Consider the following 24,167-nt stretch of genomic DNA (forward strand, 5'->3'; position numbering starts at 1 on the left):
ATTTGAGAATTTGGTTGGATTCCTAAACCGATAGCAATCCTAAATTATTAGTGAAGATACAATTCAGCGTTATAGACGAGATATAGCATTGCTGCATCTCTGCAATATGAATGAATTTTCACAAATAATTTAGAATTGGTACATTTACTATAAACACCAACATCATATACTACCCATTGCTGAGTACAAGCCTGATAATCACTGACTTCTTATGGCTTTCTTATGACTTTCTTATGAGTTTTAACTGACTTTTACGGCTTCATCAACTATTACAGGCTTAACTCAGCTTGAACATAGATAAATATATATATATGATTCAGTGAAAAATCCGATGCAGCGAAAACTTTACATAAACTTGATAAAATATCAAGGTTTTTATATTAGATACTTACAAAGTAAAATAACAAAAGAATTAATGACACGCTCATTGAGAGTAAATCATCAGAGGATTAACCATGTCAAAATTGCACTTTCTGAGAATGGATATCCTACCCAAAAATCCTTGGCTTATGAAACGGGATTATCCATAGACACAATTAGTAGATTCCTCAATTGTAAACCCGTTCTGTATGGAACCTTTGAAGAAATATGTCGGAAATTAAACCTAGATTGGAGAGAAATTTCCACTCCTGATTTTGAGCCTACCTCTCTCAAAAAAAGTATAAATACACAGGAGTTAAAAAGCAACAAATACCAAGACTGGGGAACTGCGGTTGATGTCTCAGTGTTTTACGATCGCACCCAAGAAATGGCACAGTTAGAATCATGGATATTGCAAGATAGGTGTCGCTTGCTTACAGTCTTCGGCAGGGGTGGGGTTGGTAAAACCATTTTAACTGCCAAGCTGGCAAAACAGATCCAGGGTGAATTTGATTCTGTGATTTGGCGATCGCTCCGTCAAGCCCCATCCTTTGATGAGATCATAACTGATTTGCTATCCTTTGTATCCAATTATCAAGAACCCAAACCCGACATCAACAAACTCATTTATTATCTGCGTACTTCCCGGTGTCTAATTATTTTAGATAGCCTAGAAACAGTCTTAGATGTTGGTCATACTGGTAAATATCGCTCCGATTATCAAGAATATACTGAGTTAATCCGGGTAATAGCAGAAGTAGAGCATAAAAGCTGCGTAATTTTAACTACTAGAGAGAAACCAGTAGAAATGAATTTTTTGGAGGGAGCTAACCGTTGGGTTAGCTCCCTTAAATTATTTGGCTCACTTGAAGCAGCCTTTCTCATACTGCAATCCTATCCGCTCTTGGGTACAGATGAGGATAAATATAAATTATGCAATTTATACAATAATAACCCCCTAAAAATCCGGGTGGCTGCCAATACCATCATTAACTTATTTAATAAAGATATCAACAACTTTCTAGAGCAAAATACCTTCGTATTCAGTAGTATCCGCCACTTACTTGATCGGCAATTCCATCACCTTTCGGCTTTGGAACAGCAGGTAATGTACTGGTTACAAATAAATCAGCAATTTACTACTATTAATTACTTACACACCAAAATTGTGCCTACTGTATCTAAAGCAAAACTGTTTGATGCTGTAGAAAGATTGATTAGGCGTTCTTTAATTGAGACAGAGGTTGGTGGCTATACCCAGTCACCGATTGTAATGGAATATGTGAAAGAGGTATTTACGGAGGAAATTTTTCCTTTAATCAACTAACGAGATCAGCGATCGCTCCTCAAGCAGAGACTACAGCTTCCGGTTGATAGCGGATACCAGCTTGTTTAAAGCGATGTAAAGCTTCACCCAAGCGATCGCAGTCGGCAATCAAACTGATTCTTACATAACCCTCACCTGCAACCCCAAAGGCATTTCCTGGGGTAACTACAACGCCTGTTTGCTGCAACACGTTCAGGGCAAAATCCGTGGAACCAACGCCAACGGGACACTTCACCCAAAGATACATTGTCGCCTTGGTTTTGGGAATATCCCAACCCAACTCTCCTAACCCGTTAATCAGGAAATCGCGGCGGGTGCGGTAACGTTGTTGTACCTCATGCAAATAGACATCTGGCAATTGCAAGGCGGTTTCGGCTGCTTTTTGCAAAGCGGAAAAAATACCGTAATCCAAGTTAGTTTTTAGTGTTCGCAAACCTTGAATGACATGGCGGTTCCCCACCACAAACCCAACACGCCAACCAGCCATATTATAGGTTTTAGATAAGGTGTGAAATTCCACACCAATATCTTTCGCGCCGGGAATTTCTAGCAAGCTAGTGGGTTGATAACCATCAAAAGCTAACTCGGCATAACACAAATCATGCACCAGTAAAATTTCATATTTGCGGGCGAAGGCGACGATTTCTTCAAAGAATTCGCGGGGGGCTGTGGCAGCAGTGGGATTGCTGGGATAGTTGAAATAGAGAATTTTAGCTTGTCTGGCAACTTCGTCAGGAATAGCAGCTAAATCGATTAACCAGTCATTCTCTGGTTTAAGAATCAAACTATGGATTTTCCCCCCTGCGATCGCAGGGCCGCGAAAATGGGCGGGATAAGCTGGGGAAGGAACCAGAACTAAATCGCCAGGGTTAACGTAGGCGATCGCTAAATGGGTTAATCCTTCTTTAGAACCAAGTAGCGGTAAAGCTTCGCTATCGGGATCGAGAATGACATCATAGCGGCGGCGATACCAATTGGTGATCGCACGGCGAAAACTAGCAGTCCCCTCAAAGGGAGGATAACCGTGATTGGCGGGATCTTTCAAGGCTGCGATCGCAGCTTCTACAACTGGTGCTGGTGTTGCACCATCGGGGTTTCCCATACCCAAATCAATTAAATCTAACCCTTGTTCCCGTGCTTTAGCTTTTAGTTCATCTAAACGGGCAAATACATAGGGTGGCAGTTTTTGTATACGTTCTGCTGGGACAATCCAATCTAAACTCATGCTTCAACCTCGTCACTCATTCCCTTGGGCGAAACTCGATTTATGTCTCTACTGTCTCTACTATCTATGGGTGCAGTGGTGGAAACCATTGCCGCCATCAATTGTTCCAACGCGACTTTAAATGGTAGTCGATGGATGTCAGAATTAGGAACTAGAGCAATTTCAGCGGCTGTTTGCAACTCGCCTAATGTAATATTGCCCAATCCCAAATCACTTAATTTTTGGGGTAGTCCAATTTCTGCGTAGAACTTTAACAACTGTTGTCTTGCTGATGCGGCTAATTGATTGCCTTGTAGCATTTCTTCTAAACGCAGTTGTACCAAAATCCCAAAAGCAACCTTTTCGCCATGAATACTCTCATGTCCTGAAATGTGCGTTAAACCATTATGCACGGCATGGGCTGCAACTGTGCGACACTGCGCCCCTCCAAGTCCCCCAACTACCCCAGCTAATAAAACAGTAGCATCTACGACTTCTCGCCAAACTTCACTACCTGGTTCTTTCAAGGCGGCCGCTGACTTTTGTAAGAGGATATCTCGCAAAACTCGTGCTTGTTGCACCGCAGCAATAATTAAAGTGTCTTGCAAATGCCCACTGCTAACTGAGGCTTCATACCACTTAGCGATCGCATCACCAATTCCAGCTACTAAAGTCCGTTGTGGTGCAGTTTTAATCAAGTCATAATCAAGTATCAATAAATCGGGACAATGAGACAGCCCCACATCGTAGAGAAATGCCCCATCTTCCGAATAAACATTCGACAAGGCACTCCAAGCGGCACAAGTAGCCCCTGATGTCGGAATTGTCACCACTGACAACTGCAATTGCTGTGCAACTAATTTCGCTGTATCTAAGGCTTTGCCGCCACCAAAGCCGATAATTACATCAGCTTTATGTTCTTTTGCTTTTTTCTGTAAAGATTTCAGGCTAGCTTCGCAGCAATCTGCACCATAAGAAGCTTGGACAGGATGTAACTGTTGCGTTTCTAAAATCGGTTGCAAATTCTTTCTGCTGATGGCGAGAGTAGACTCACCTGCCACAATTAAGGGACGACTTCCCAAACAGGCGATCTCTGCTGCGGCTGCTTGTAGCACCCCAGAACCACGAATTACTTTTGCAGGGGCAACTGTGAGCGTCAATAACGGACTAGAGGTTTGAGTAGACAAAGAAGGTTGAGTAGAAAGTTGATTAGACATATAATCTAGTTTGCCAAAACCTTGATATTTCTTAATCTAATAGACTTGCAGCCAAGGATACTTGTTGCCACGCTTTTTTCAGGATGGCTACAAGCTTGTATCTGACTCAACTAGGTTTTAACCGATTTAATAAAAAAGACAAAGCCTATCGCCAACTGGTTAAGCAAATTGACGACTTTGCTTGAATCTGTGATGTCCATTAGTCTGAAATTCCGAACTATCAAAGTTTTGAATAACCGTATTTAACATTACCATTCTCAGATTCTCAAGAAAAGTCATTGAGAACTGAATAATGTGTCGATGGTCATTGTCAGCTATGGATAAGTACCTAGGTACATACATCTATCTATCTGTATGCCTCCACAGCCAACTCATGTGCCGCAAAGACTTGTGAAAATGGCAACAGTGGTAATTAGGATAACAACTGACAAATCACAACTATCAATACCCATTACCTGCACGCTGATTGACTTTTACCCACAGTGGAACTACTAAAGTGTGAATATCTTAATCTAAAAATAACTATTAATGTATCAGTAAATACAAAATAAATTTTGTCATCCTGATGACAGGTAAATTATTGTGTCCTGTGAAATGGGTCAGAGGGGATAAGGAGAAACTTCTACAAAAATTCCTCCCTGCTCCCCTAACTCCGTGCTTCTTAAGCTGTGGGTTTTGGCAATTGGGCGAAATTGTCTGTGTAAATTTTGACTGTGACTGGAGAATTTTGACGAGAAACGAGCGATCGCTTGGCCTCACCCAAGTAAACTGGTACAGAAGTCCCTGGTTCTGGGTGGATAATGGTACGGGCGCGAACTGTCAACTTTTCGTCTTCCCGTGTACCTGAGCGACCATAAGAAAACAAATTACTGGCTGCTTGACGTAAAGTTGCTTCTAATTGTGTGGGTGTAATTTGGGGTGATGTGGCAATCACCGCTTGTGTTGACCCATTGTCATAAACTAGAGTGTACCGGGCTGCTCCTGGAATCACAGTCCGACTCAATGGGACTATCGAAAGTCCAAATAAACCACCCGTCAGCACCAGCATAAAGCCAGTCGTACCCACCAGGCGAAAGCGGATGCCCCATTTGAGAATAAAAGCCAAAACTGTTAAGGCAGCAAATACCAAGGTAGCTATGCCTGACCATTGGGTGTACTGAAGAAAGTCAGCTGTTGTGAGCATAAGGTTGGTTATGAATGCGTCTTTTTTTCGTTACCGACACACCCATTTTACCGAGAGCTTACACTATAGAGGTTATCGTAGTCTTTAATTCTCCGTTTTTCACATACAAATAGATAGGCTGTAGCGAGTTACAAAAACCTAGCTTAATTTCAATAATCATGTTTTATACTTCTTTATAAAAGATAAAAATTTTTTAGATATTCCGTCAAATTCAATATCTTTTAAAATTGTGCTTAACTGAGTAAAAATAATAAAAATACAAAAGGGCATCTACAAGAGATGCCCGTCATGCAGGAAAACCCCAAAGGGTTGTCCCTACACCTTCCCAACAATCAGCAACAGTGACTAATTAGGTATTAGTCACACTCACAGTCACAGACGTGAATATAGTAATCTTATTAACTTCAAACTCTAAATGTCCCCAGTGCATACACTGAAAACAACTAATGCCTAATTTTGATGATATCCCAGCCTGTGTTGTTGATTATAACGATGTACTACTCCACAAATGGCAGCCAAAATTAACCATGAAAGCGCATTCAATCGAAAATCGAAAAGGGTTACATCTACTGTATTCAATAGAACCCACCCAACAAAAGCCAGAAAATAACTGAAAAATATCAATCTGTCTTCTGTATTTATATATTTTGACTTTCGCAATAATTGCCCGCCTGAAATCAGAATCCAAGCAAGTAAACCACAAAATAAAAAAGTACTGGGAAAACCAGTTTCAGCAGATAACATCAAAAACAAATTATGGGGATGACCTAAGGGAATCTGCATCTTTGCTCTGTAGAGTCCACTAAAACTGCGTAACCCCCAGCCAGTCCAAGGATGTTCTTGAGCTAAAGACCAAGCAAACTGCCACTGAGTTTTTCGCATTAAAGCAACTGGTCTATCTGGATACATATCGTCATTTAATCTTGCCCAAAAGAAAGCAGGAACTACCCGGCGAAAAAATTGAGCGACTGGTGAGGGTGCGAAAGCTGCCAAAAGCACACTAGAGACGATCGCAGCCACACCACCCATAAGAATGCGCCAACCTTGGTAGAGTGCATAAGCTAAACAGGCAAAAATAGCGATCGCCCACCCATTGCGCGAGTTGGTAAAAATCAAGGCGATGAAATTTGTAATCATCGCCACGGTTAGGAAGAGGAGGGGGAGAAATGATTTTTGACTCTTGACTCTTAGTTGCTGATAGTTTTCTAACCACAACCCTAGACCAAGGATGAAAACTATCACTAGATAAGCTGCGAAAGTATTAGCGTGCAAGAAGAGTGAAGCTATGCGACCTGGCGGATTTCCTCCTGGTGCGATCGTCCAATCCAACACAATCCACAAAATCTCTAACTTCAAACTCCAGCCCAAAAATAATTGCCCCAAGCCAATAATCACCATCGGCATAGAACCGATTACCAAAATCCAAGCCATTTGCCGCAATTGAACAAATGTTTGAATTAGAGCGCTATGGGCAGCGAAAAGTAAAAAAAATGGTAATAAATTAAATAAGCCGAGGAAAGCTGCTGTCTTGTCATCGGCAAACCCAGCACTCACGATTAGCAACACACTCAAAAGGGCAAATCCCCAATTGAGGGGGCGGCGACTAATTTTGCGGTATTGTTTCAACCAAGTTATTAATGATACAAAACCTATAGTCACAGCCCCCAATAAAGGACTCAATGGGAAAATTAACAGTGCCCATAGAGAGTAGTTCCAAGAAGATTGCCAACGAGACTTGAAATAGTCAAAAACCTTGTTCAAGCTGGTTCCCAACATTCCTCACGAGTGAGGCGAATTTGAGCTAAAGCAAAAATAGTAGGGATGATCCGACCATAGTTAGTGGCGATCGCTCTCCACCCTAAATCCGCAAAAAACCAAGTCCACATTATCGGCCCAATCACGGCAAACATACTGCGGGCTGCCCCATAACGAGCAGCATTCACAGTCATACCTCGCTGGGCCATTCGCATAGCTACATGGCTTTTAAACTGCGTTGTAGCTGCTTCTGAACCTGTAATCGCCGCTTGTTTGGCTACTTCATAGGTAGCAAAGTGGATGGCAAATTGACGGGCAATTTGCTTAAGCACAAGTGGCTGGAGAAGAGAAGTCACCGCTAATGCACTACCGCCTTTGAAAAGTAACCCCAAGGGGTCACGCTGCAATAAAAGTGGTAGCGGTTCTTTTAGTTCTGATTTGACAAGGTGACGCTGCACTCGTAGAGTCAATTTCTGCTTTTCTTGTTCAGGCAATTTTTTCCACACTTGTCCTAGTAGATGCAAAAATACTTCTGCTTCTAAATCAATGGTTGCCAGTTGATTAGAATAGGGAATTTTTAGATACTTACATACTTGAACTAAGGCTTGTCGGTAAGTTACCTGGCCTGTGCGTCCCCGCAATACCGTCATTCCATCTGCTGCCAAAAAACGAAAGCGACCCTCTAGTGCGTCTAGCCAGGCTTTACGGTCTTGGCTTTGCACTTCGATGGGTTCGGGTGTGTGTACATAGTCTAGGGGATTGAACTTACGACTAAATAGAATTGCCGTTAAGTCTTGCAATTCTTCTTCGGTCGCTAACTCTAGCGCCGCCCTCATCTCATCCAATTTCCCTTCCTCCCTTCCATGCAGCTTTCTGTACCTTATTCTACTATTAGCTTTCAGCAGTCATTAGTAGTAATTTTGTCCTTTGATAATAACGAATAACTAATGACCAATAACTAATAACCAATGACTAAGGACTACTGACTCATGACTGATATTGCAGTGATTGGTGCCGGAATAGCTGGTTTAGTCTGCGCCCAGCAGTTAAGTCAAGCTGGATATTCGGTGCTAGTGGTAGAAAAGTCCCGTGGTTTGGGAGGAAGACTAGCTACACGCCGCTTGCATGGAACTTTGGCGGATCATGGGGCTTGTTACCTGAAGCCAAAGGGTGAATTGTTGGGACGTTTTGTGGAGATATTGCGATCGCGCCATATCCTCGAAGTTTGGACGGAGGAGGTTTACGAACTCACAGCAGGTGCTCCTTTATCTGAACCCAAAAACCGCAGTCCGCGATATGTTGCACCTGGAGGCATGAGTGCGATTGCTAAATCCCTCGCCCCAGGTTTAGAAATATTACTGAATCAGCGTGTCATTGCTATTACCCCAACTCCCGAAAATAGTTGGCGTTTGGCTCTCGAATCTAGCAACGAAGAATTAACTGCAAAAGCTTTAGTTGTCGCCATTCCTGCACCCCAAGCTGTGATGCTGTTAGAACCTTTGGGTGAAAGTGGATTGGATGCAGCCTTTCTTGACAACTTGCGTTCTGTAGAATTTTATCCTTCGATTAGTGCGATCGCTGGATATCCTCCCACATCCCAACCACTCCCTCAGTGGAAAGCTCTAACTTTTGTGGATGATGCTGATTTAGCATGGATTGGTTTGGATAGTAGCAAGCGTTCTAATCCTCAACAACCACATTTTGTGGTGCAAAGTAGCGCGGATTTTGCCCAACGCCATCTAGAATCCCAGGATTTACAACCGGCCGGACAGTATATGTTGCAACGAGCAGCTGAATCTCTGTCGCTCCCTTGGCTGAATACTCCCGAATGGATGCAAGTACATCGTTGGCGTTATGCCTTTCCTAGCCGTCCTTGGCACGAGGCCTTTCTGTCTGCCGGAACTCCTCTACCTTTAGTTTGCTGTGGTGATTGGTGTGGCGGCAATCTTGTGGAAAGTGCGATGGTTTCTGGATTAGCGGCTGCTGATGAAATTAATAATCAGTTACGTCATCTACCTTTAGAAAATGTGAACTTTCTCAACGTTTTTACCTGATCCTTTCATCTGTCGTTAGACTGATTTTGCACTATAGCGAGTCGCTATTTTTATGACTCACTAAATCAAGGTGCAACAAATAAGTTTTTTAGATGAAACAGCAATTTTTGCAGCAAACGTAAAATGTGATGTAAATTACCAAGAAAGGTTAACTTCATTAAAAACTTGTTCCTAATTCAAGTTGTTTTATTGCTGTTAGTCTTGATCCCCTATCTTTAATGCTGCGTTTTGTGTAAATTTCTGCCAAAAAGGCAGAAATTTGAAATAATTAGGATTATAAATATAAAATGTTGAGAAGATGTCAGCATATCGGATGCTATTTTAATTAATTCATACTGTTAAAAAGTATAAACTTTAACTAAAATAAGCAAGGAAAAATGTCTGACATTCACCCAGTATAAAAGACTAGTTTCGGGATTTATTACATCTATCAGTTGGATTATTTCTAACTGATTGTCATAACGACGTTGCCATCTAAAAAAGTTATTTTCTCCACCAATCATTGACTGGAATAAAAAAGGGGTTTAAAAATCATGAAAACGGTAGTCAATTTAACACAGCAATCAATAGTCAGTGAGATTGAAAGCGTTTTGGATACATATCCATACCATCCATATCAACAAGCCTTTGCGATTCCTGACTTACGCCAAGAGCTAATTGCTTTCGTCCTCAACCGCATTCCCTCCTTTTACAGCGCGATGTCTGACGCACAGATTCCGCTAGCTGAAGCTGAACAAGGAAACTTGGCTTATTACAAATTGCCTCGTAAACCCTTAGAGCAGCAACTACACTTACAGAATTTGATTCACCAAGGTATTTGTTTAATCGTTCAAGAAAAGTCAGATTGGATTAGCCACCATGTTTGTGAAACAGTTCAATCAACTTGTGAACCCTCTCACTGGTTTGGTTAATAGTTTTAACAAGATTTGGCTCTCTGCTGAGATATCATAATGCCCGCAGTGAATTTTTAATTTTTGAGCTAATCCCATGACTCAAGTCAGTGTAAAACTCGTGGGAATAGCTCAATATTTTTTTAAGCATATTGCTTGCTATTGAGGTGTAAAATTTGACAATTAAGAGGTTCAAAGGACATCCCAGGACATGAGAAAAATAACTGCTCTAATGTTGGTAAGTATTACTGTGACTGTCGGGATGGGAGCATTAACACCCAAAGCCACTAATGCCCAATTATTTTACCCACCAGCAAGCGATCGCCATTCAATAATGGTAATCGGGCAAGGAGTAGTGAGAGTGCCAGCAGATACAGCGGATATTGAATTGGTATTCAGTAGGGAAGCTAGCAATGATGAGTTAGAAACGCAACCATCATCTCTACCTGAAGCCCGTCGCTTGCCCTCACGGACTCTACTCTTAAATTACAAAACAGCAGCAGAACCTTTACCAAACACAAAATCTCTAACTAAAGCAACTCTCCAGCCTGTAGTTAATAGCCTAGTTGCAAAAGGAGTTAGGGCTGATAAAATTCAAGTGCAAATTAGCACTAATTCCAGTGAAAATAGCGCCAAAATATTGGTGAGATTGGAAAAGCCAACACGCGATCGCGTCCAGGAGATTGTTGCTACAGCGAACAAAGCGACAAGTGAAATTGAAAATCTTTCTGTCAAGAGCGTGGGCGTTGAGTATGCAGCCAATGACTGTCAAGCTTTGCAGAGTTCAGTTTATCAATCAGCGATGAAAGACGCTCAAAGTCGCGCTCAGGCTTTAGCAACTGCTATGAGTGTTAAACTTGATACTCCTTCTATAGCCGAACCTTTTTATACATTATTCTATCCCTCATGTAGTTCCAAAACTGGAGTTCCTTTGCCGTCATTTGCTAGTTTTTTATTATCACCAGCTTATAATCCAGATGCCCCGGCAGAAGTAGAGATGAAAAAGGATATTTTTGTGACATATACAACGAAATAATCATTTATATTACGTGTATCTCACTTTGATTGAGTCAAGATTATAAGTGCGATCGCTTGACTATTTTGCCTTAGCTGTAAACAACTCTAATAATGAAAAAACTCCAGAAATGTTTGTGACAAATCTGGAGTCAGGAAAGATACGCATTTACCTATACCAAATTTTCACCGTGACGAGCATTCTACGTCATCAGGGTATACACTCAAATACAGTTAAAGATGTCTAAGGATCAACTGCTGTGCTTCTCGTTTACACAACTTCTCTGTTGAAAGTAACGCAAAACAGCCCCAGATGCACTGAGGCTGTTTTGCGAGAGTTGTTTGGCAGAAGGGGTACATCAATAAGTGATGCCCCGTGTTAAATATAGATAATTCAGTATGCATCCTTATTCAGCCGTGTTTTGGCATATCCGGATGATTTGGAAAATTGCGTAGGCGCAGCCCGTCGTAGACATCGCTTTTTCCAAAAAGAAACTCCAGATGCACTTAAGGCATCTGGAGTAGTAACAGGTTTCTAACATCAATCAATTTTTACCTATGCGATCGCCAGATGTCGTTAGGGTATATACTCAAATCTATTTTATGTCTGATCGTCCGCCAATAGAACAGCAGGTTACCTTCTTTTATACTCATGATCTCAATGCGTCCGCAGAATTCTACGAACAAAAGCTGGGCTTGGAGTTGTGGCTTGACCAAGGAATCTGTAGAATTTACACTGTTAGCGGTTCTGGATATTTAGGATTGTGTCAAGCAAGCGAAATATCAACTCCTCCAGCCGACATGCAATCAAGTGTTATTTTTACCTTGGTTACACAGCAGGTGGATGAGTGGTTTGAATATCTCAAACAACGTGGCATCGAATTTGAAAAGCCACCTAAACTAAACAAAAAGTACAACATTTACCACTGTTTTTTGCGTGATCCCAGTGGTTATTTAATTGAAATTCAACGTTTTGAGACTAACCGCTAAAAAAAGACATAACTAAATAAGTTATGTCTAAACGTTTAATTTACAGGGCAGGATTTATACAGGTTAGAACTTTTTGATTTACTGGAGTACATGATACTGACTAATGCTGTATAACTATTATCGATAGCCATGTACCTTTTCTTCTATCGATTTATCGGCGTGAGGTGCGGGATTTATGCAGCTACCGAGAAATCTTTACATTTACTTACAATTAGCCGCGTAGGCGTAGCCAGCCGTAGCTATCGCTTTGATATACATAAGGCAATACGCTTGGGAACAGCCTCCCCTACCTACCTCAGCAGATTGTAACAGAAGGCAGGATACAGCCATCACCGCCAGCATATACTGTTATCTTTCCATCACTACTTATAGTTCTCGTTTACGTGAGGTACACCCGTAGGGGCACGGCAGTGCCCATTGGTGTCAACTTAAGCTAAAAGCCTTTTCAAATCTCGTTTCCAGCCTCTGGGCTGGAAATGCTGCTCCTGGCGGCTCTGCCGCCAGCAAGAGAGGACGGCATTCCCAGTCTCCGACTGGGAACGAGACAATATCTAAAAGCTGCTTCTAGGATGGCTTTCACGTTAAGTTGACATGTATGGGCAGTGCCGTGCCCTAAACCTCGTGATGTAATGTTGTACCGCATCTGAATGGGAACCGCTATATTACAATATCCTCTTTGCCAATTGTGCTATTTCTATAGTTATTATTTTTAATGTATCGATGTTTAATCTATCGGTTCAGTAAATATTCTCTTAGGGTGACTGTATGAAAGCCGAAAAACTCACATGGCTACGCACAACATTACAACTTAAAGGTTCGGTAATGAAAGCGGTTTATAAACATATTTTATGGTGCGGAGCTTTCGGATTTTTGATTTCTATACTTTACCATTTTGATTTGCCTGTATCCCAACCTATTTTAGGAAGCGTTATTCCTAGTATTGTTTTAGGTTTGTTACTTGTATTTCGCACAAATACCGCTTATGATCGATTTTGGGAAGGCAGAAAATGCTGGGGTTCCTTAGTAAATAATATCCGAAATCTGGCACGGCAAATTTGGGTATCAATTGATGAAATCTCTCCAGAAGATAAAGATAATAAAATTACAGCATTAAATTTGTTGGTAGCTTTTGCTGTGACAACTAAATTACATTTGCGGGGAGAAGCAGTCAATAGCGAGTTAGAAGATTTATTGCCATCTAGTAAGTATATAAAACTGAAGATTATGAATAATCCCCCTATAGAGGTCGCCTTTTGGATAGGAGATTATTTACAGGAGCAGTACCATCGTAATTGCCTTAATAGCTACCAGTTAACATCTATGCAAGAATTATTGAATAATCTTGTGGATAATTTAGGTGCTTGCGAACGCATTTTAAAAACACCTATGCCATTAGCTTATGCCATTCATCTTAAGCAATTATTGCTGCTATATTGTTTCCTGCTACCCTTTCAAATAGTGCAGACTCTGGGTTGGTGGACAGGTTTAATTGCTGCTTTAGTTGGTTTTACAGTATTTGGCATTGAAGCCATCGGCTTGGAGATAGAAAACCCCTTTGGTTATGATCCTAACGACTTACCTCTAGATGCGATTTGCGACACAATGAAACGCAACATTGATGATTTAATTACTCTAACTCCAAATACGCGATCGCATTCAAGTAATTTGACCTATGAGAAAAGTTGAGATTGGAAAGAAGTTCCAAGATTTGGTTATAGCTGTCAAGTCCCATCTCGCCGCGTCCATCTTCTTTCGCAGTACTATATAAACGCGAAACAATCTCTTCATTGGTGGATGTGCAATGATGCCTGTACGTCAAACTTTATCAAAGCCTGATATCCAACTTTCTTATTTAGAGTGGAACCAAGGACAAGAACCTTTACTGCTGTTACACGGCTTAGGCGACCATGCTCTAGTGTGGTCTAGTTTAGGAAATTACCTAGCGGCAGACTACCACATAGTTGCACCAGATATGCGCGGACATGGCCAAAGTAGTAAACCTGAGAGAGATTATAGCTTTGAAAGTGCGATCGCAGACCTCGAAGCACTTATGGATCATCTCGGATGGACTTTTGCCCATATTGTCAGCCACTCATGGACAGGCAAATTAGCCGCCATCTGGGCAAGGCAAAACCCAAAGCGTTTGCGGAGTATAATTCTGGTCGATCCAATTTTCATCTGGAAAATGCCCAGTCTTCTCAGGGTAACTTTTCCCATGTTGTATCGCTTCTTGCCTTTTCTCAAAAGTATGGGTCCCTTTGCCACTCATGAAGAAGCCGAACAACAAGCACAGCAGTTAAAGCAATATCAAGGATGGAGTTCCTTACAGCAGCAAGTCTTTCAAGCAGGAATAGAACAAAAACCCGATGGTAGTTGGGGCAGCAAATTTACCATAGCCGCCCGTGACAGCATTTTTGAGGCAGTAATGCAAGTGCCTGGTTTTACAATCCCCCTTGACACCCCTGCCATCTTCGTCCAGCCAGAACAAGGATTGAACCGCCAAGATTGGCAAATTAAACCCTACAAAACCTATCTTAAAAACTTACGCATCTGCCAAGTTCCCGGCAATCATTGGCCGTTTTTGACACAACCAGAGGCATTTAACCAAACTGTAGCAGCTTTATTGGCAGAACACAGATAGAAAATCTCATAATTATTGGACGGGATTATCATACGGCAACAGAAGAATTAATAGGAGCGATGTCTAGCAACAAACTGCTACGCGTCTGTATTCCTCTTAAATCAGTTATGAGTTATCAGTAACTCGTGAACGCTGATAACTCATAACTGATAACTGTTAATGTACGGATAAGCCAGTCATGAGCCTTTGTATCAATCCCGTTTGCCCTAAACCAAACCATCCGAATAATCATCAAAACCGCTTTTGTCAAAGTTGTGGTTCCCATTTGGAATTGCTAGGGCGTTATCGGGTGATGTGCCTGTTGAGTGACAAAACAGGGTTTAGTAAAGTTTATGAAGCATACGAACAAGATACCCCTAAAATCCTCAAGATACTCAAAGACGATCTATCAAGCGATGCCAAAGCAGTAGAACTATTTCAGCAAGAAGTAACTGTATTGAGACAACTCAAGCATCCTGGCATTCCCAAAGAGGATAGTTACTTCCAGTATCAAACCCGAAATGGTTTAGTGTTGCATTGCATTGCAATGGAAAAAATCGATGGGTACAACTTAGAAGAGTGGCTAAAGCAGCAACAGCAGAATTACCCTATTTCACAGGAACAAGCTTTGGCCTGGTTAAAACAATTGGTAGAAATTTTGGATTTAGTGCATGGTCAACAGTACCTGCATCGAGATATTAAGCCATCTAATATCATGATTCGATCCTCCCTTGGGAAGGGTTGGGGGGATTTAGTACTGATTGATTTTGGCACCGCCACAGAAATTGACAGAACCTACCCAGACAAACTCAACAACAGCGACGGGATGACAGCACTGATGTCATCTGGCTACAGCGCTCCAGAACAAATGAATGCTCAAGCAGTACCGCAATCAGATTTCTTTGCCTTGGGACGCACTTTTGTATTTTTACTCACGGGATACCATCCTTTAGATATGTATGATGTCCAGCAAAATTTGTTGCACTGGCAAAATCATGCCATCCATATCTCACCCTTACTATTGAATTTAATTGATTGGCTCACAGCACCGGATATAGAAAAGCGTCCTGCAAATACTCAGGAGATTTTACAACGCCTAGAAGAAATTGAAACCCAACTAATAGAAACTACTGCTGAAAACATTAATTTATTAGATGATTGTAAAATTGAGGAATTGCCAGCACTAATTACTAAAACTTCATTATCTCCACAGAAACAGACAGAAGAAGTACCACTACTGGCATTTTTTGTAGCCCTGTTAGTCATATTAGGATTACTTAGTATAGTGGTATTAGCAACGCGGACATCAAAATTTTCTGTGAGGCAAAATTACGGTCAATCTCCACAAAAAAAAGGTAATATTGATTATTTTCCTTATCAAGAAGGTAGGGATAGTCAGGGGAAGGTAGCCGAATTTAATATAGCTGTTTTATCACTAGAATATAAATGGCTTTTAGGTAGCAATTTTCAAATTAAATATAATGATGAAATTATTAGTCTAGACCTTTTAAAGTTGAACTTAGAACAGGAAGGTATACAGAAGATAATGGAAGATCCTAGTGAGATTATTTCTGTAGGCACAGTTTCTTGTAAAGGTAATATAGCAGTTCAACAGCGAATGTCTTTAGAACGTTCCAAACAAGTACAACTTTTAGTGAAAAATTTATTTATTAATACACCAAGTGTCAAAGGCTATCGTATATTAAATTTGGGACAATTTCAACGGAGTGATTGTCAGGCAAATCAGGATTTAACTAAATATCAGAAAAGTATTATAATCATTGGTGTTAAAAAACAATCAGCAAGTGTAATTATTGATGAGGCATTACGGGATAGGTTAGAGAAGAAGCCTTTTGCTGATTTTAAGTTAGAAGATTATTCTTTGGGGACGGCAGAAAACTTTAAGACGATACCAAGTAATTTAGAAAATCTCTAGCATTGTAAATCATGCTCCCATCCCAGAATACCGCTTCAAACCCGCACGCCACAGCAAACGATTCGCACCCAAAAACACTAATATCCATCCCACCATTGACCCAAATCCTCGCCCTATATCCACGGGTAGCCCTACCAAAAGACTCGCAGGAAAATCAATCAAATAGGGAAAAGGCGTAAACATCACTATTTTCTGCACAGGTTCTGGAAAGACCTCTAAAGGTGCTATCAAACCAGATAAAAATAGATAAAATAACAACCAAAAATTTTCTAAAGCGCTAGCCCGTTCTGTCCAAAAGGCGAACATGGCAAAGGTGTACTGAATCGTAAACCGCAAAGCAAAAGCTAGCACCGCCGCCAATGTAAACAGCAAAAACCTACTCAAACTTGGTAACCAAAAAGCCTGGGGATAAAGAATAAAAAATAATCCCACTAGTAGAAAAGCAAACGTTAGCCGAGCAAATCTTTCAGAAATATGACTCGCAACATGATGCCATACGGGGTCGAGTGGTTGTAGCAACTTGGGCGAAAGCCTGCCTTCTACTACCTCTCTTTCAAAGTCCCAAATTACCCAAGCAACTGTTAATTGTCTAACAATGAAAACTGTGATAAAGTAACGAGCAAAATCCACAGGTGATAGTCCAAACTGTCCTCCTTGTGCTGCCTGTATCCAGATACCCATAAGGATAATCGGCAAAGAGCCAGCCAAAACCCATAAGATTAGTTCTGCTCGATACTCAACCATATAGGCGTAGTATACTGACAGCAAAGTTAAGGCTTTTCTGATTATCTGCTTCATTTATTCACTTCCCGCTACAAAAATTATCCAGAATTCTCCACTCTTGTACAGACGCGATTAATCGCGTCTGTACTACACGACACCCGCCTGAAAAACTCGTCCAATCACTTCTTCCACAGGCGGTTCGGTAACTGTTAAATCAATTACCTCTAAATCCGTCAAAATCTGAGAAACCGTGCGGGTGAGCGCCTCTCTTGACACCATAAAATGCACCGATCGCCCTTCTAAGTGTTGCACATCACCATAGGTCATAAGTTTTTCTATCGGTAGAGGTTGGGCTAACTCTATATGAACTTCTCGGTAAGGGGCAAAACGTTCTAGTAGTCCATCTAAACTACCGTCATACATCAGCCTTCCTTGGTGAATCAACAGCACTCGCTGACACAAAGCTGTGATATCAGCCATGTAATGACTCGTCAACAGCACTGTAGCTTGATAACGCTGATTGTAGTCGCGCAAAAAATCGCGCACCGCCACCTGAGCATTTACATCTAGTCCCAGCGTTGGTTCATCTAGGAATAATACGTGAGGACGGTGCAAAAGTGCTGCTAGCAATTCCGCTTTCATTCGTTCACCCAAAGATAGCTTCCGCACTGGTTGGGTAAGTTTGCCTTCTAGGGAAAGCATCTCTGTTAGTTCTCCCACCCGCCGCTGGAACTCTTTATCAGAGATGTTGTATACAGCAGCATTAATTCTCAAAGAATCCAGCGCTGGTAAGTCCCAAATTAGCTGCTGCTTTTGCCCCATTACCAAGGTAATTTTTTGCAAAAATGCTTCTTTCCGATGAAACGGAATTTGTCCAGCTACTTGAACTTTACCGCTAGAGGGATGAATCAACCCCGTGAGCATTTTGAGTGTGGTTGTTTTACCAGCACCATTTGGGCCCAAAAACCCCACTACTTCACCAGGAGCAATTTCAAAGGAAACATCCTGAACTGCTTGAATTGTGCGGTAGGTGCGGCGAAAAAAGTGGGTGATTGTACCTTTAATACCCGGACTTTTAACTGCCACTGGATAAGATTTACTTAGCTTTTCAGCAATGATGATTGACATATTTTTTATATTAGAACCACAGATGTACACGGGTAAACACACATAAATCATGATGTTGATTGCTATTTTTCTGTGGTTCCAAATACTAAAGTAGGTATTTTTGCCAGTGACATATGATGATTTCCTGTGGTGGGCATTACTCAGGCACAACACATAGACTTTAGCGTAAACGTCCCGATCGCAATGTACTAATAATTAACCACAAACCCAATAAACTAGCGACGGCAAAGAGGATGGTGCTTAAAAAAGATAGCTGAGTTGTCTGCGCTCTGGTGGAAATAATTGCTGCACCCATAATCAGCGAACCCACTAATATACTAAAAGATAGTCGGTTAGCCGCATCGTCCATAGTGCGCCGCACGCCATCTAACCCCCGCAGCGATAGATTCCACTGTAAGGTTTCTGAGGTAACTCGGTCTAATAACAGTTCTATTTGACGGGGAGATTGGAGAGAGAGACTTTTAATATCTAGGGCTGTTCTGAGGAGCGATCGCACTGGATTATCGCCTAGTAACTGCCGACGAAACAAGTCTGTAATTAATGGTTTTACTTCATCAAAAAAGTTAAGCTCCGGGTTGAATGTCCGCGCTACACCCTCTAAATTTGCTAGGGTTTTGGCATACAAACCCATATTGCTAGGTAATCTAATTTTGTTGTTGCGGGCAACTTGTAAAACTTCATAAATTATCTGACTGAAGTTTATTTGCGTGAGGCTGACGTTGTGATACTTTCGCAACATGCGATCGTAATCATTTTCTAACCGCGACAAAATTACTGGTTGGGCAGAATCTGATAGCTGCAAAGTTAACTGAGCGCACCTTTGAGCATCTAAATCAACGATCGCTAACAACATCTCTGTTAATATCTGCTGTGTGCGGGGATCAAGTCTTCCCACCATGCCACAGTCTAAGAGGGCAACACGACCATCTTTGAGATAAAACAAGTTCCCTGGATGGGGATCAGCGTGAAAAAAGCCATCTATATATAGTTGCTGAAAAAATACCCGAAATAACAAAGTAGTTATTTCTTTACGCTCTACATCAGGATCTTTACCATTATTGTTGTTGTTTAAATCTGCCGAGAGGAACGGCACCCCATCCAGCCATTCCATCACCAGTAATTTTTCTGTGGTCAATTCCCAGTTAATTTCCGCAACCACTATTTGCGTGGGATCAAACCAACGACTTTTAGATAAGTTGCGCCGCAGTTGGTCTGTAAAACCCGCTTCCCGTGTAAAATCCAACTCGGCTTCTAGAGCTTTGGTAAATTCTTCGGCGATGGATTTGATTTCATAGGTTTGCCCAAACTCAGTCCGCGCCACTAAATCAGCAATACCTTGAATTAAAGCAATATCTTGGGCAATTGTAATATCAATTCCCGGACGTTGCACTTTCAGAGCGACTTCTCGACCGTCTGCTAATGTAGCTCGATGTGTCTGAGCAATTGATCCTGCTGCAACTGGGATCGGGTTAATTGTGCTGAAAGTTTCTGCCAGAGAGAGTTTTAGTTGTTTGCGGATGACTACTTCTACCTCTGACCAGGGAACTGGTGGTACTTCGTCTTGTAGAGTTGATAGTTCCTCAATGTAGGCAGCACTCAGTAAATCTGGACGCGTAGAAAGTAGCTGACCGAGTTTTACGTAGACTGGGCCCAAATCTATCAGGATATTTTTTAAAACCGCAGGTGTAGGTAGCTGGGGTTCATCAGCTTTGCCACCAGTGAGTAACCTTCGCATATAGTCCCAGCCATTGCGAAGGAATACTTCAAGAATTTCTCGTTGACGGGGAACAGTTTGGGTGAGGAACATTTTTGTAAAGAACTGCAAAGATGCAGAGGAGTTAAAGAGGTAAACAGCAGGGGATGACAATACAACGGAAGTCGGCTCTAGCTTTACTGCTTGTTAAAGTTTTGCTAGCTGCGGCACAGTCTTGAAATCTTTTTATGGATGATTGTACGGCTTCGTGGAGCTTTTGCTCACTCAGCATCCGTTTGACGTAATTAGAGCAGGAATCCCCACCATGTAATAAGCGATGGGAACAACTAAATCCTTTGGACGGAGAAATATATTTTTGATAGGCAGTAATAGAATCGATGGCCATTGTTTTGGCGAGAGGCTCAAAGCTAATAATGTCCATAACTGTCAGATAAAATAACAGACAGTCAAGTTATAATAGGAAAATAGACTTTTTCGCCTCTGCCAAGGGTTTTAATTTTTACAGCAGGTCGGTAAATCGGGAATCGCTTTGAAGAATTTTGAGGATCTGCTTAATTTCCTGGGTACGTTCTTTTTTAACAACGAGAGTGACATTGCGATCGCGCACAATCACCACATCCTCTAAACCAATTGTAACAACTACATCTTCTGGATTTGAGGCGTAAATAATAGCGCCCTGCGTGTCCAACCCTACGTGAGTAGCGAGTTCTACATTGGGATTTTCCTCTTTCTTCAGTAAGCGTTCGATCGCATTCCAATCTCCTAAATCATCCCAACCAAAATCAACTGGCAAAACGTATGCTAGAGTTGTCTTTTCCATTAGCGCATAGTCTATACTCTTCTTAGGCAACTGGGGATAGATATCAGGACCATGTTGTTCTAAAGGTTCGATAATTTCTGGAGCATGGGTATGTAGTTCCTTGAGAACAACCCCTGCCCGAAAAACGAACATTCCACTATTCCAGCTAAAGCGTCCCGTAGATAAAAAAGTCTCTGCCGTTTCTCGGTCGGGCTTTTCAGTAAAGCGGTTGACGTGATAAGCTGGCAACTCATTAAAGCTACCTATTTTTTCACCTTGTTCAATGTAGCCGTAACCGGTTGATGGAAAAGTAGGCTTGATCCCCAGTGTAACGATCGCTGCTGTGCTTGCTGCCAGTTGCGTAGCCGCGCTTAATGTGTGTGCAAACGCTTTTTCGTCAGCAATCCAGTGGTCAGCAGGGAAAAAGCCAATAACAGCGTCTTCTCCATAGCGCTGTTTGATTTCTAAACTTGTCCAAGCAACGGCTGCGGCAGTGTCTCTGCCTTCCGACTCAATCAATAAGTTCTGAGATGGTAGATCAGGTAATTGTTGTCTTACCCCTTCAGCTATCTGACTAGAAGTAATCACCCACAAGGAATCCCACCCCGTTCGGGTTCGCCAGTCGCTCATGGGGGAAACCCCCAAGACCGCGCTGGACTCACCGCCACCGAGTTCTATCAATCGATCGGCGGTTGCTTGTAATAAACTTCTAGAGCTACCATCAAGACTTAAAAATTGCTTGGGTCGGTCTTTGCGGCTCAGGGGCCAAAAACGTTCACCTTTACCACCAGCAAGGATTACGGGGAACAATAAAGTATTCATGTTGTCATACACGCCTACCGAAGAACATTACAAGTTTACAGTGAGCTTTTCCACTGGCAATATTTGTAGCTTGCATTAACATACTTTTAGGGAGTGGTTGAGTGGGGAGATAATTGTGATAAAACAAGTCGAATGGTCGGAAAATCCGGTGACATCTCAACAAGTAGCATTTGAAAATGAGGTGCGATCGCAGCAACTTCAACGAACGGAAAATCAAGTAACACCTGCACCAGTAGCCGACTCAGAGGAGGAGGAGGTCGAACTAAACCCGCCAGCGAATCCCAACCGTAGCGTCGTCGAATCTGTTGGTGCGATTCCCAATGAGCTTTACGAGAGACTGGGTTTAACCATGCCTCGATGGCTGTTATGGATCATGACGGTTGTCATCGGCATTACCTTATCTGGGTTGCTGGTATCAACCTTAGCCCTTTGGACTCCGTTGTGGAGCAACCTAGATCGAACAGATGAAGATTTAGGAACTGCTAAAGACGAGGTAAAAATACCACTACCAGGAGAGTTATGGAGCAAACTTTCCCAGTACCAGCTTTCACGACCGATGAATATTTTAATTATGGGGATTGAACCAGTCAGCGGTACTGTTGATGGTTCTCCAGAAAGCTTTGCTGGGAAAAGCGACTCCATGCTGCTAGTACGGCTTAACCCTAGTGAAAAATCTGTACGGGTGCTTTCCATTCCCAGAGATACGATGATTGCTATCCCCGAAAAGGGAGAAAAGGGATTAACTAAGGTATCTGATGCCAATGCCCAAGGCGGCCCAGTCTTGGCAGCACGGGTAGTTAGCCGTACCTTAAACAACGCCCCAATCCATCGCTACATCCGTATTTCTACCAGCGGCTTACGGCAGTTAGTCGATCAGTTAGGCGGAGTAGAAGTCTTTGTTCCCCAATCAATGGAATATAAAGACTCCAGCAGTCGGCTGTCAATTAATTTAGTCAGTGGCTGGCAAACCCTCAACGGCGAACAAGCAGAACAGTTTGCCCGGTTCCGCGAACCAGGTTTGGGAGATTTGCCGAGAGTGCAGCGTCAGCAAGCACTAACAGCAGCATTGCTGCAACGCTTAAATAGTCCTACCGTCTTACCCAGGTTGCCTCAATTAACTCGCTTGATGCGAAAATACTTTGATACCAACCTGAAGATGGAAGAAATGATGGCGTTGGTGAACTTCGGTCTCAACTTAGATCGGGATAATTTCCAAATGACCGTGTTGCCTGGTACGTTTAGCCGTTTTAGCAAAGACCCGGACAGCTATTGGCTGAACATGACAGGACAACAGAGCCTGTTGAATGATTATGTTGGGGTAAATGTACCTGGTCTGAAACCAGATATGCGTCAGGTTCCTAACCTCAAAATTGCTATTCAAAATGCCTCCAATCAACCTCAGCTAACTGAAAAAGTTATTGCTTATCTGAAACAGAAAGGCTTTACTAATATTTACAAAGTGCCTGATTGGCCAGATACCCAACGTCAAACTCAGATTGTTGTCCAAAAAGGCAACCGACGAGTTGGAGTTGATTTGCAAAAAGTCTTAGGCTTGGGTCAAATAGAAGTGTCGGCGATTGGTGATTTAGAATCTGATCTCACAATTCGGATTGGTAAAGATTGGAAATAGCCAAGAGTCATTAGTCATTAGTCATTAGTTATTGGTTAAATGACAAAGCGCAAAGTCTGAGCGGAGGAAACCTCCGCTCAGAACTTTGTAAGAGAGGACTAATGACAAAAGACTACTCAGAAATAATAAAGTTATGAAAAAGATTTTATTGCGCTTTTTGAGTTTGATTGCGATTTTGATACTAGCATGTTTGTGGATAATACTTAATCCCAAACCGGCTTTTGCTCAAATCAACACAATCAACTACAACAATATAAATTTAGAAAATCGTGACTTCTCGAATGCTGATTTGGCAGGTGTGACTTTTGTAGCAGCAGAAATGCGGGGGACAAATTTTCAAGGGGCGAATTTAACCAACGCAATTCTCACTAAAGGAGTTTTATTAAAAGCAAATCTGGAAGGTGCGAACTTGAGCGGGGCTTTAGTCGATCGCGTCACTATGGATGGTGCTAACCTGAAAAATGCCATTTTTACAGAAGCAACTTTGACCCGCAGCCGTTTTTTTGATGCCGAAATTACAGGCGCTGATTTTACCGACGCTTTGATTGATCGTTATCAAGTGTCGTTAATGTGTGAAAGAGCGGATGGCGTAAATCCGGTTACAGGTGTGCCAACGCGAGATAGTTTAGGTTGTAAGTAAAGAACCTCAGCGTTAAGCCTAAAAACAAAGACATTTTACCGAAAAAATGGAAAATCAAGCTTTTTTATTAGGCTATGTATTATTAATTATCAATTTGATTTTAATTTGGTATTTGCTCAGAGGTAAAAACCTAAAAATTCATGAGCAAAGTGTCTGTGTAT

21 protein-coding genes are annotated in these 24,167 nt (G+C 41.9%); 10 read left to right on the plus strand and 11 right to left on the minus strand.

Features of this window, described 5'->3' with window-relative positions:
• Positions 1-415 precede the first annotated feature (415 nt).
• Complete coding sequence (locus tag F8R90_RS23940) at positions 416-1,687, plus strand: helix-turn-helix domain-containing protein (RefSeq protein WP_196512760.1); 1,272 nt, start codon at positions 416-418, stop codon at positions 1,685-1,687.
• 19 nt (positions 1,688-1,706) lie between these two features.
• Here the strand turns inward: F8R90_RS23940 and F8R90_RS23945 are convergent, their stop codons facing one another.
• The 5 genes from F8R90_RS23945 to F8R90_RS23965 all read right to left on the minus strand — a co-directional run bounded on the left by F8R90_RS23945 (position 1,707) and on the right by F8R90_RS23965 (position 7,891).
• Complete coding sequence (locus F8R90_RS23945; RefSeq protein ID WP_196512761.1) at positions 1,707-2,912, minus strand: aspartate aminotransferase; 1,206 nt, start codon at positions 2,910-2,912, stop codon at positions 1,707-1,709.
• Positions 2,909-4,108 carry an iron-containing alcohol dehydrogenase family protein gene (locus F8R90_RS23950; protein ID WP_196512762.1) on the minus strand — a complete coding sequence of 400 codons (1,200 nt, stop codon included), beginning with the start codon at positions 4,106-4,108 and terminating at the stop codon, positions 2,909-2,911. Before F8R90_RS23950 ends, F8R90_RS23945 begins: the two co-directional genes overlap by 4 nt.
• Positions 4,109-4,769: 661 nt before the next feature.
• On the minus strand, positions 4,770-5,291 hold the full coding sequence (locus F8R90_RS23955) for a Ycf51 family protein (RefSeq protein WP_190896596.1): 522 nt from the start codon (positions 5,289-5,291) through the stop codon (positions 4,770-4,772).
• A 450-nt stretch (positions 5,292-5,741) separates the two neighbouring features.
• Positions 5,742-7,067, minus strand: a complete 1,326-nt coding sequence (locus F8R90_RS23960) for an O-antigen ligase family protein (protein WP_196512763.1) — start codon at positions 7,065-7,067, stop codon at positions 5,742-5,744.
• Positions 7,049-7,891, minus strand: coding sequence for a hypothetical protein (locus tag F8R90_RS23965; protein WP_196512764.1), 843 nt, complete (start codon positions 7,889-7,891; stop codon positions 7,049-7,051). Before F8R90_RS23965 ends, F8R90_RS23960 begins: the two co-directional genes overlap by 19 nt.
• Positions 7,892-8,035: 144 nt before the next feature.
• Between F8R90_RS23965 and F8R90_RS23970 the strand changes: the two genes are divergently transcribed.
• The 4 genes from F8R90_RS23970 to F8R90_RS23985 all read left to right on the plus strand — a co-directional run bounded on the left by F8R90_RS23970 (position 8,036) and on the right by F8R90_RS23985 (position 11,994).
• Positions 8,036-9,100 carry an NAD(P)/FAD-dependent oxidoreductase gene (locus F8R90_RS23970; RefSeq protein ID WP_196512765.1) on the plus strand — a complete coding sequence of 355 codons (1,065 nt, stop codon included), beginning with the start codon at positions 8,036-8,038 and terminating at the stop codon, positions 9,098-9,100.
• Between the two features lie 533 nt (positions 9,101-9,633).
• On the plus strand, positions 9,634-10,011 hold the full coding sequence (locus F8R90_RS23975) for a hypothetical protein (RefSeq protein ID WP_196512766.1): 378 nt from the start codon (positions 9,634-9,636) through the stop codon (positions 10,009-10,011).
• A 190-nt stretch (positions 10,012-10,201) separates the two neighbouring features.
• Entirely contained in the window at positions 10,202-11,026 is an 825-nt protein-coding gene (locus tag F8R90_RS23980; RefSeq protein ID WP_196512767.1) for an SIMPL domain-containing protein, read from the plus strand.
• Between the two features lie 581 nt (positions 11,027-11,607).
• Positions 11,608-11,994 (plus strand): VOC family protein, encoded by a 387-nt coding sequence (locus tag F8R90_RS23985; protein ID WP_196512768.1) that lies wholly within the window; start codon positions 11,608-11,610, stop codon positions 11,992-11,994.
• A 445-nt stretch (positions 11,995-12,439) separates the two neighbouring features.
• Here F8R90_RS23985 and F8R90_RS23990 read toward each other — a convergent pair whose 3' ends face one another.
• Positions 12,440-12,637, minus strand: a complete 198-nt coding sequence (locus F8R90_RS23990) for a hypothetical protein (RefSeq protein ID WP_196512769.1) — start codon at positions 12,635-12,637, stop codon at positions 12,440-12,442.
• Positions 12,638-12,759: 122 nt separating this feature from the next.
• On the opposite strand from F8R90_RS23990, the gene F8R90_RS23995 reads away from it, so the two are divergent.
• The 3 genes from F8R90_RS23995 (at position 12,760) to F8R90_RS24005 (ending at position 16,550) form a co-directional block, all read left to right on the plus strand.
• A complete protein-coding gene (locus tag F8R90_RS23995; RefSeq protein WP_196512770.1) occupies positions 12,760-13,680 on the plus strand; it encodes a bestrophin family protein in 921 nt (306 codons plus the stop codon).
• Positions 13,681-13,798: 118 nt separating this feature from the next.
• Positions 13,799-14,635 carry an alpha/beta fold hydrolase gene (locus F8R90_RS24000; RefSeq protein ID WP_196512809.1) on the plus strand — a complete coding sequence of 279 codons (837 nt, stop codon included), beginning with the start codon at positions 13,799-13,801 and terminating at the stop codon, positions 14,633-14,635.
• Positions 14,636-14,813: 178 nt separating this feature from the next.
• Positions 14,814-16,550, plus strand: a complete 1,737-nt coding sequence (locus F8R90_RS24005) for a serine/threonine-protein kinase (protein WP_196512771.1) — start codon at positions 14,814-14,816, stop codon at positions 16,548-16,550.
• Between the two features lie 9 nt (positions 16,551-16,559).
• On the opposite strand, the gene F8R90_RS24010 is transcribed toward F8R90_RS24005, so the two are convergent.
• The 5 genes from F8R90_RS24010 to F8R90_RS24030 form a co-directional block, all read right to left on the minus strand.
• Complete coding sequence (locus F8R90_RS24010; RefSeq protein ID WP_196512772.1) at positions 16,560-17,348, minus strand: ABC transporter permease; 789 nt, start codon at positions 17,346-17,348, stop codon at positions 16,560-16,562.
• 72 nt (positions 17,349-17,420) lie between these two features.
• Positions 17,421-18,401 (minus strand): ABC transporter ATP-binding protein, encoded by a 981-nt coding sequence (locus F8R90_RS24015; protein ID WP_190901481.1) that lies wholly within the window; start codon positions 18,399-18,401, stop codon positions 17,421-17,423.
• A 160-nt stretch (positions 18,402-18,561) separates the two neighbouring features.
• Positions 18,562-20,208, minus strand: a complete 1,647-nt coding sequence (locus F8R90_RS24020; protein WP_196512773.1) for an ABC1 kinase family protein — start codon at positions 20,206-20,208, stop codon at positions 18,562-18,564.
• A gap of 31 nt (positions 20,209-20,239) precedes the next feature.
• Positions 20,240-20,536, minus strand: a complete 297-nt coding sequence (gene yidD / locus F8R90_RS24025) for a membrane protein insertion efficiency factor YidD (RefSeq protein ID WP_196512774.1) — start codon at positions 20,534-20,536, stop codon at positions 20,240-20,242.
• A 78-nt stretch (positions 20,537-20,614) separates the two neighbouring features.
• Complete coding sequence (locus F8R90_RS24030) at positions 20,615-21,736, minus strand: mannose-1-phosphate guanylyltransferase (RefSeq protein WP_196512775.1); 1,122 nt, start codon at positions 21,734-21,736, stop codon at positions 20,615-20,617.
• A 115-nt stretch (positions 21,737-21,851) separates the two neighbouring features.
• Between F8R90_RS24030 and F8R90_RS24035 the strand changes: the two genes are divergently transcribed.
• Together F8R90_RS24035 and F8R90_RS24040 are read left to right on the plus strand one after the other, a co-directional pair.
• A complete protein-coding gene (locus F8R90_RS24035) occupies positions 21,852-23,366 on the plus strand; it encodes an LCP family protein (RefSeq protein WP_196512776.1) in 1,515 nt (504 codons plus the stop codon).
• Between the two features lie 133 nt (positions 23,367-23,499).
• Positions 23,500-24,006 carry a pentapeptide repeat-containing protein gene (locus F8R90_RS24040; RefSeq protein WP_196512777.1) on the plus strand — a complete coding sequence of 169 codons (507 nt, stop codon included), beginning with the start codon at positions 23,500-23,502 and terminating at the stop codon, positions 24,004-24,006.
• The last annotated feature ends 161 nt before the right edge of the window (positions 24,007-24,167 follow it).

The organism is Nostoc sp. NZL, assembly GCF_015714705.1.
Taxonomy (GTDB): domain Bacteria; phylum Cyanobacteriota; class Cyanobacteriia; order Cyanobacteriales; family Nostocaceae; genus Nostoc; species Nostoc foliaceum_A.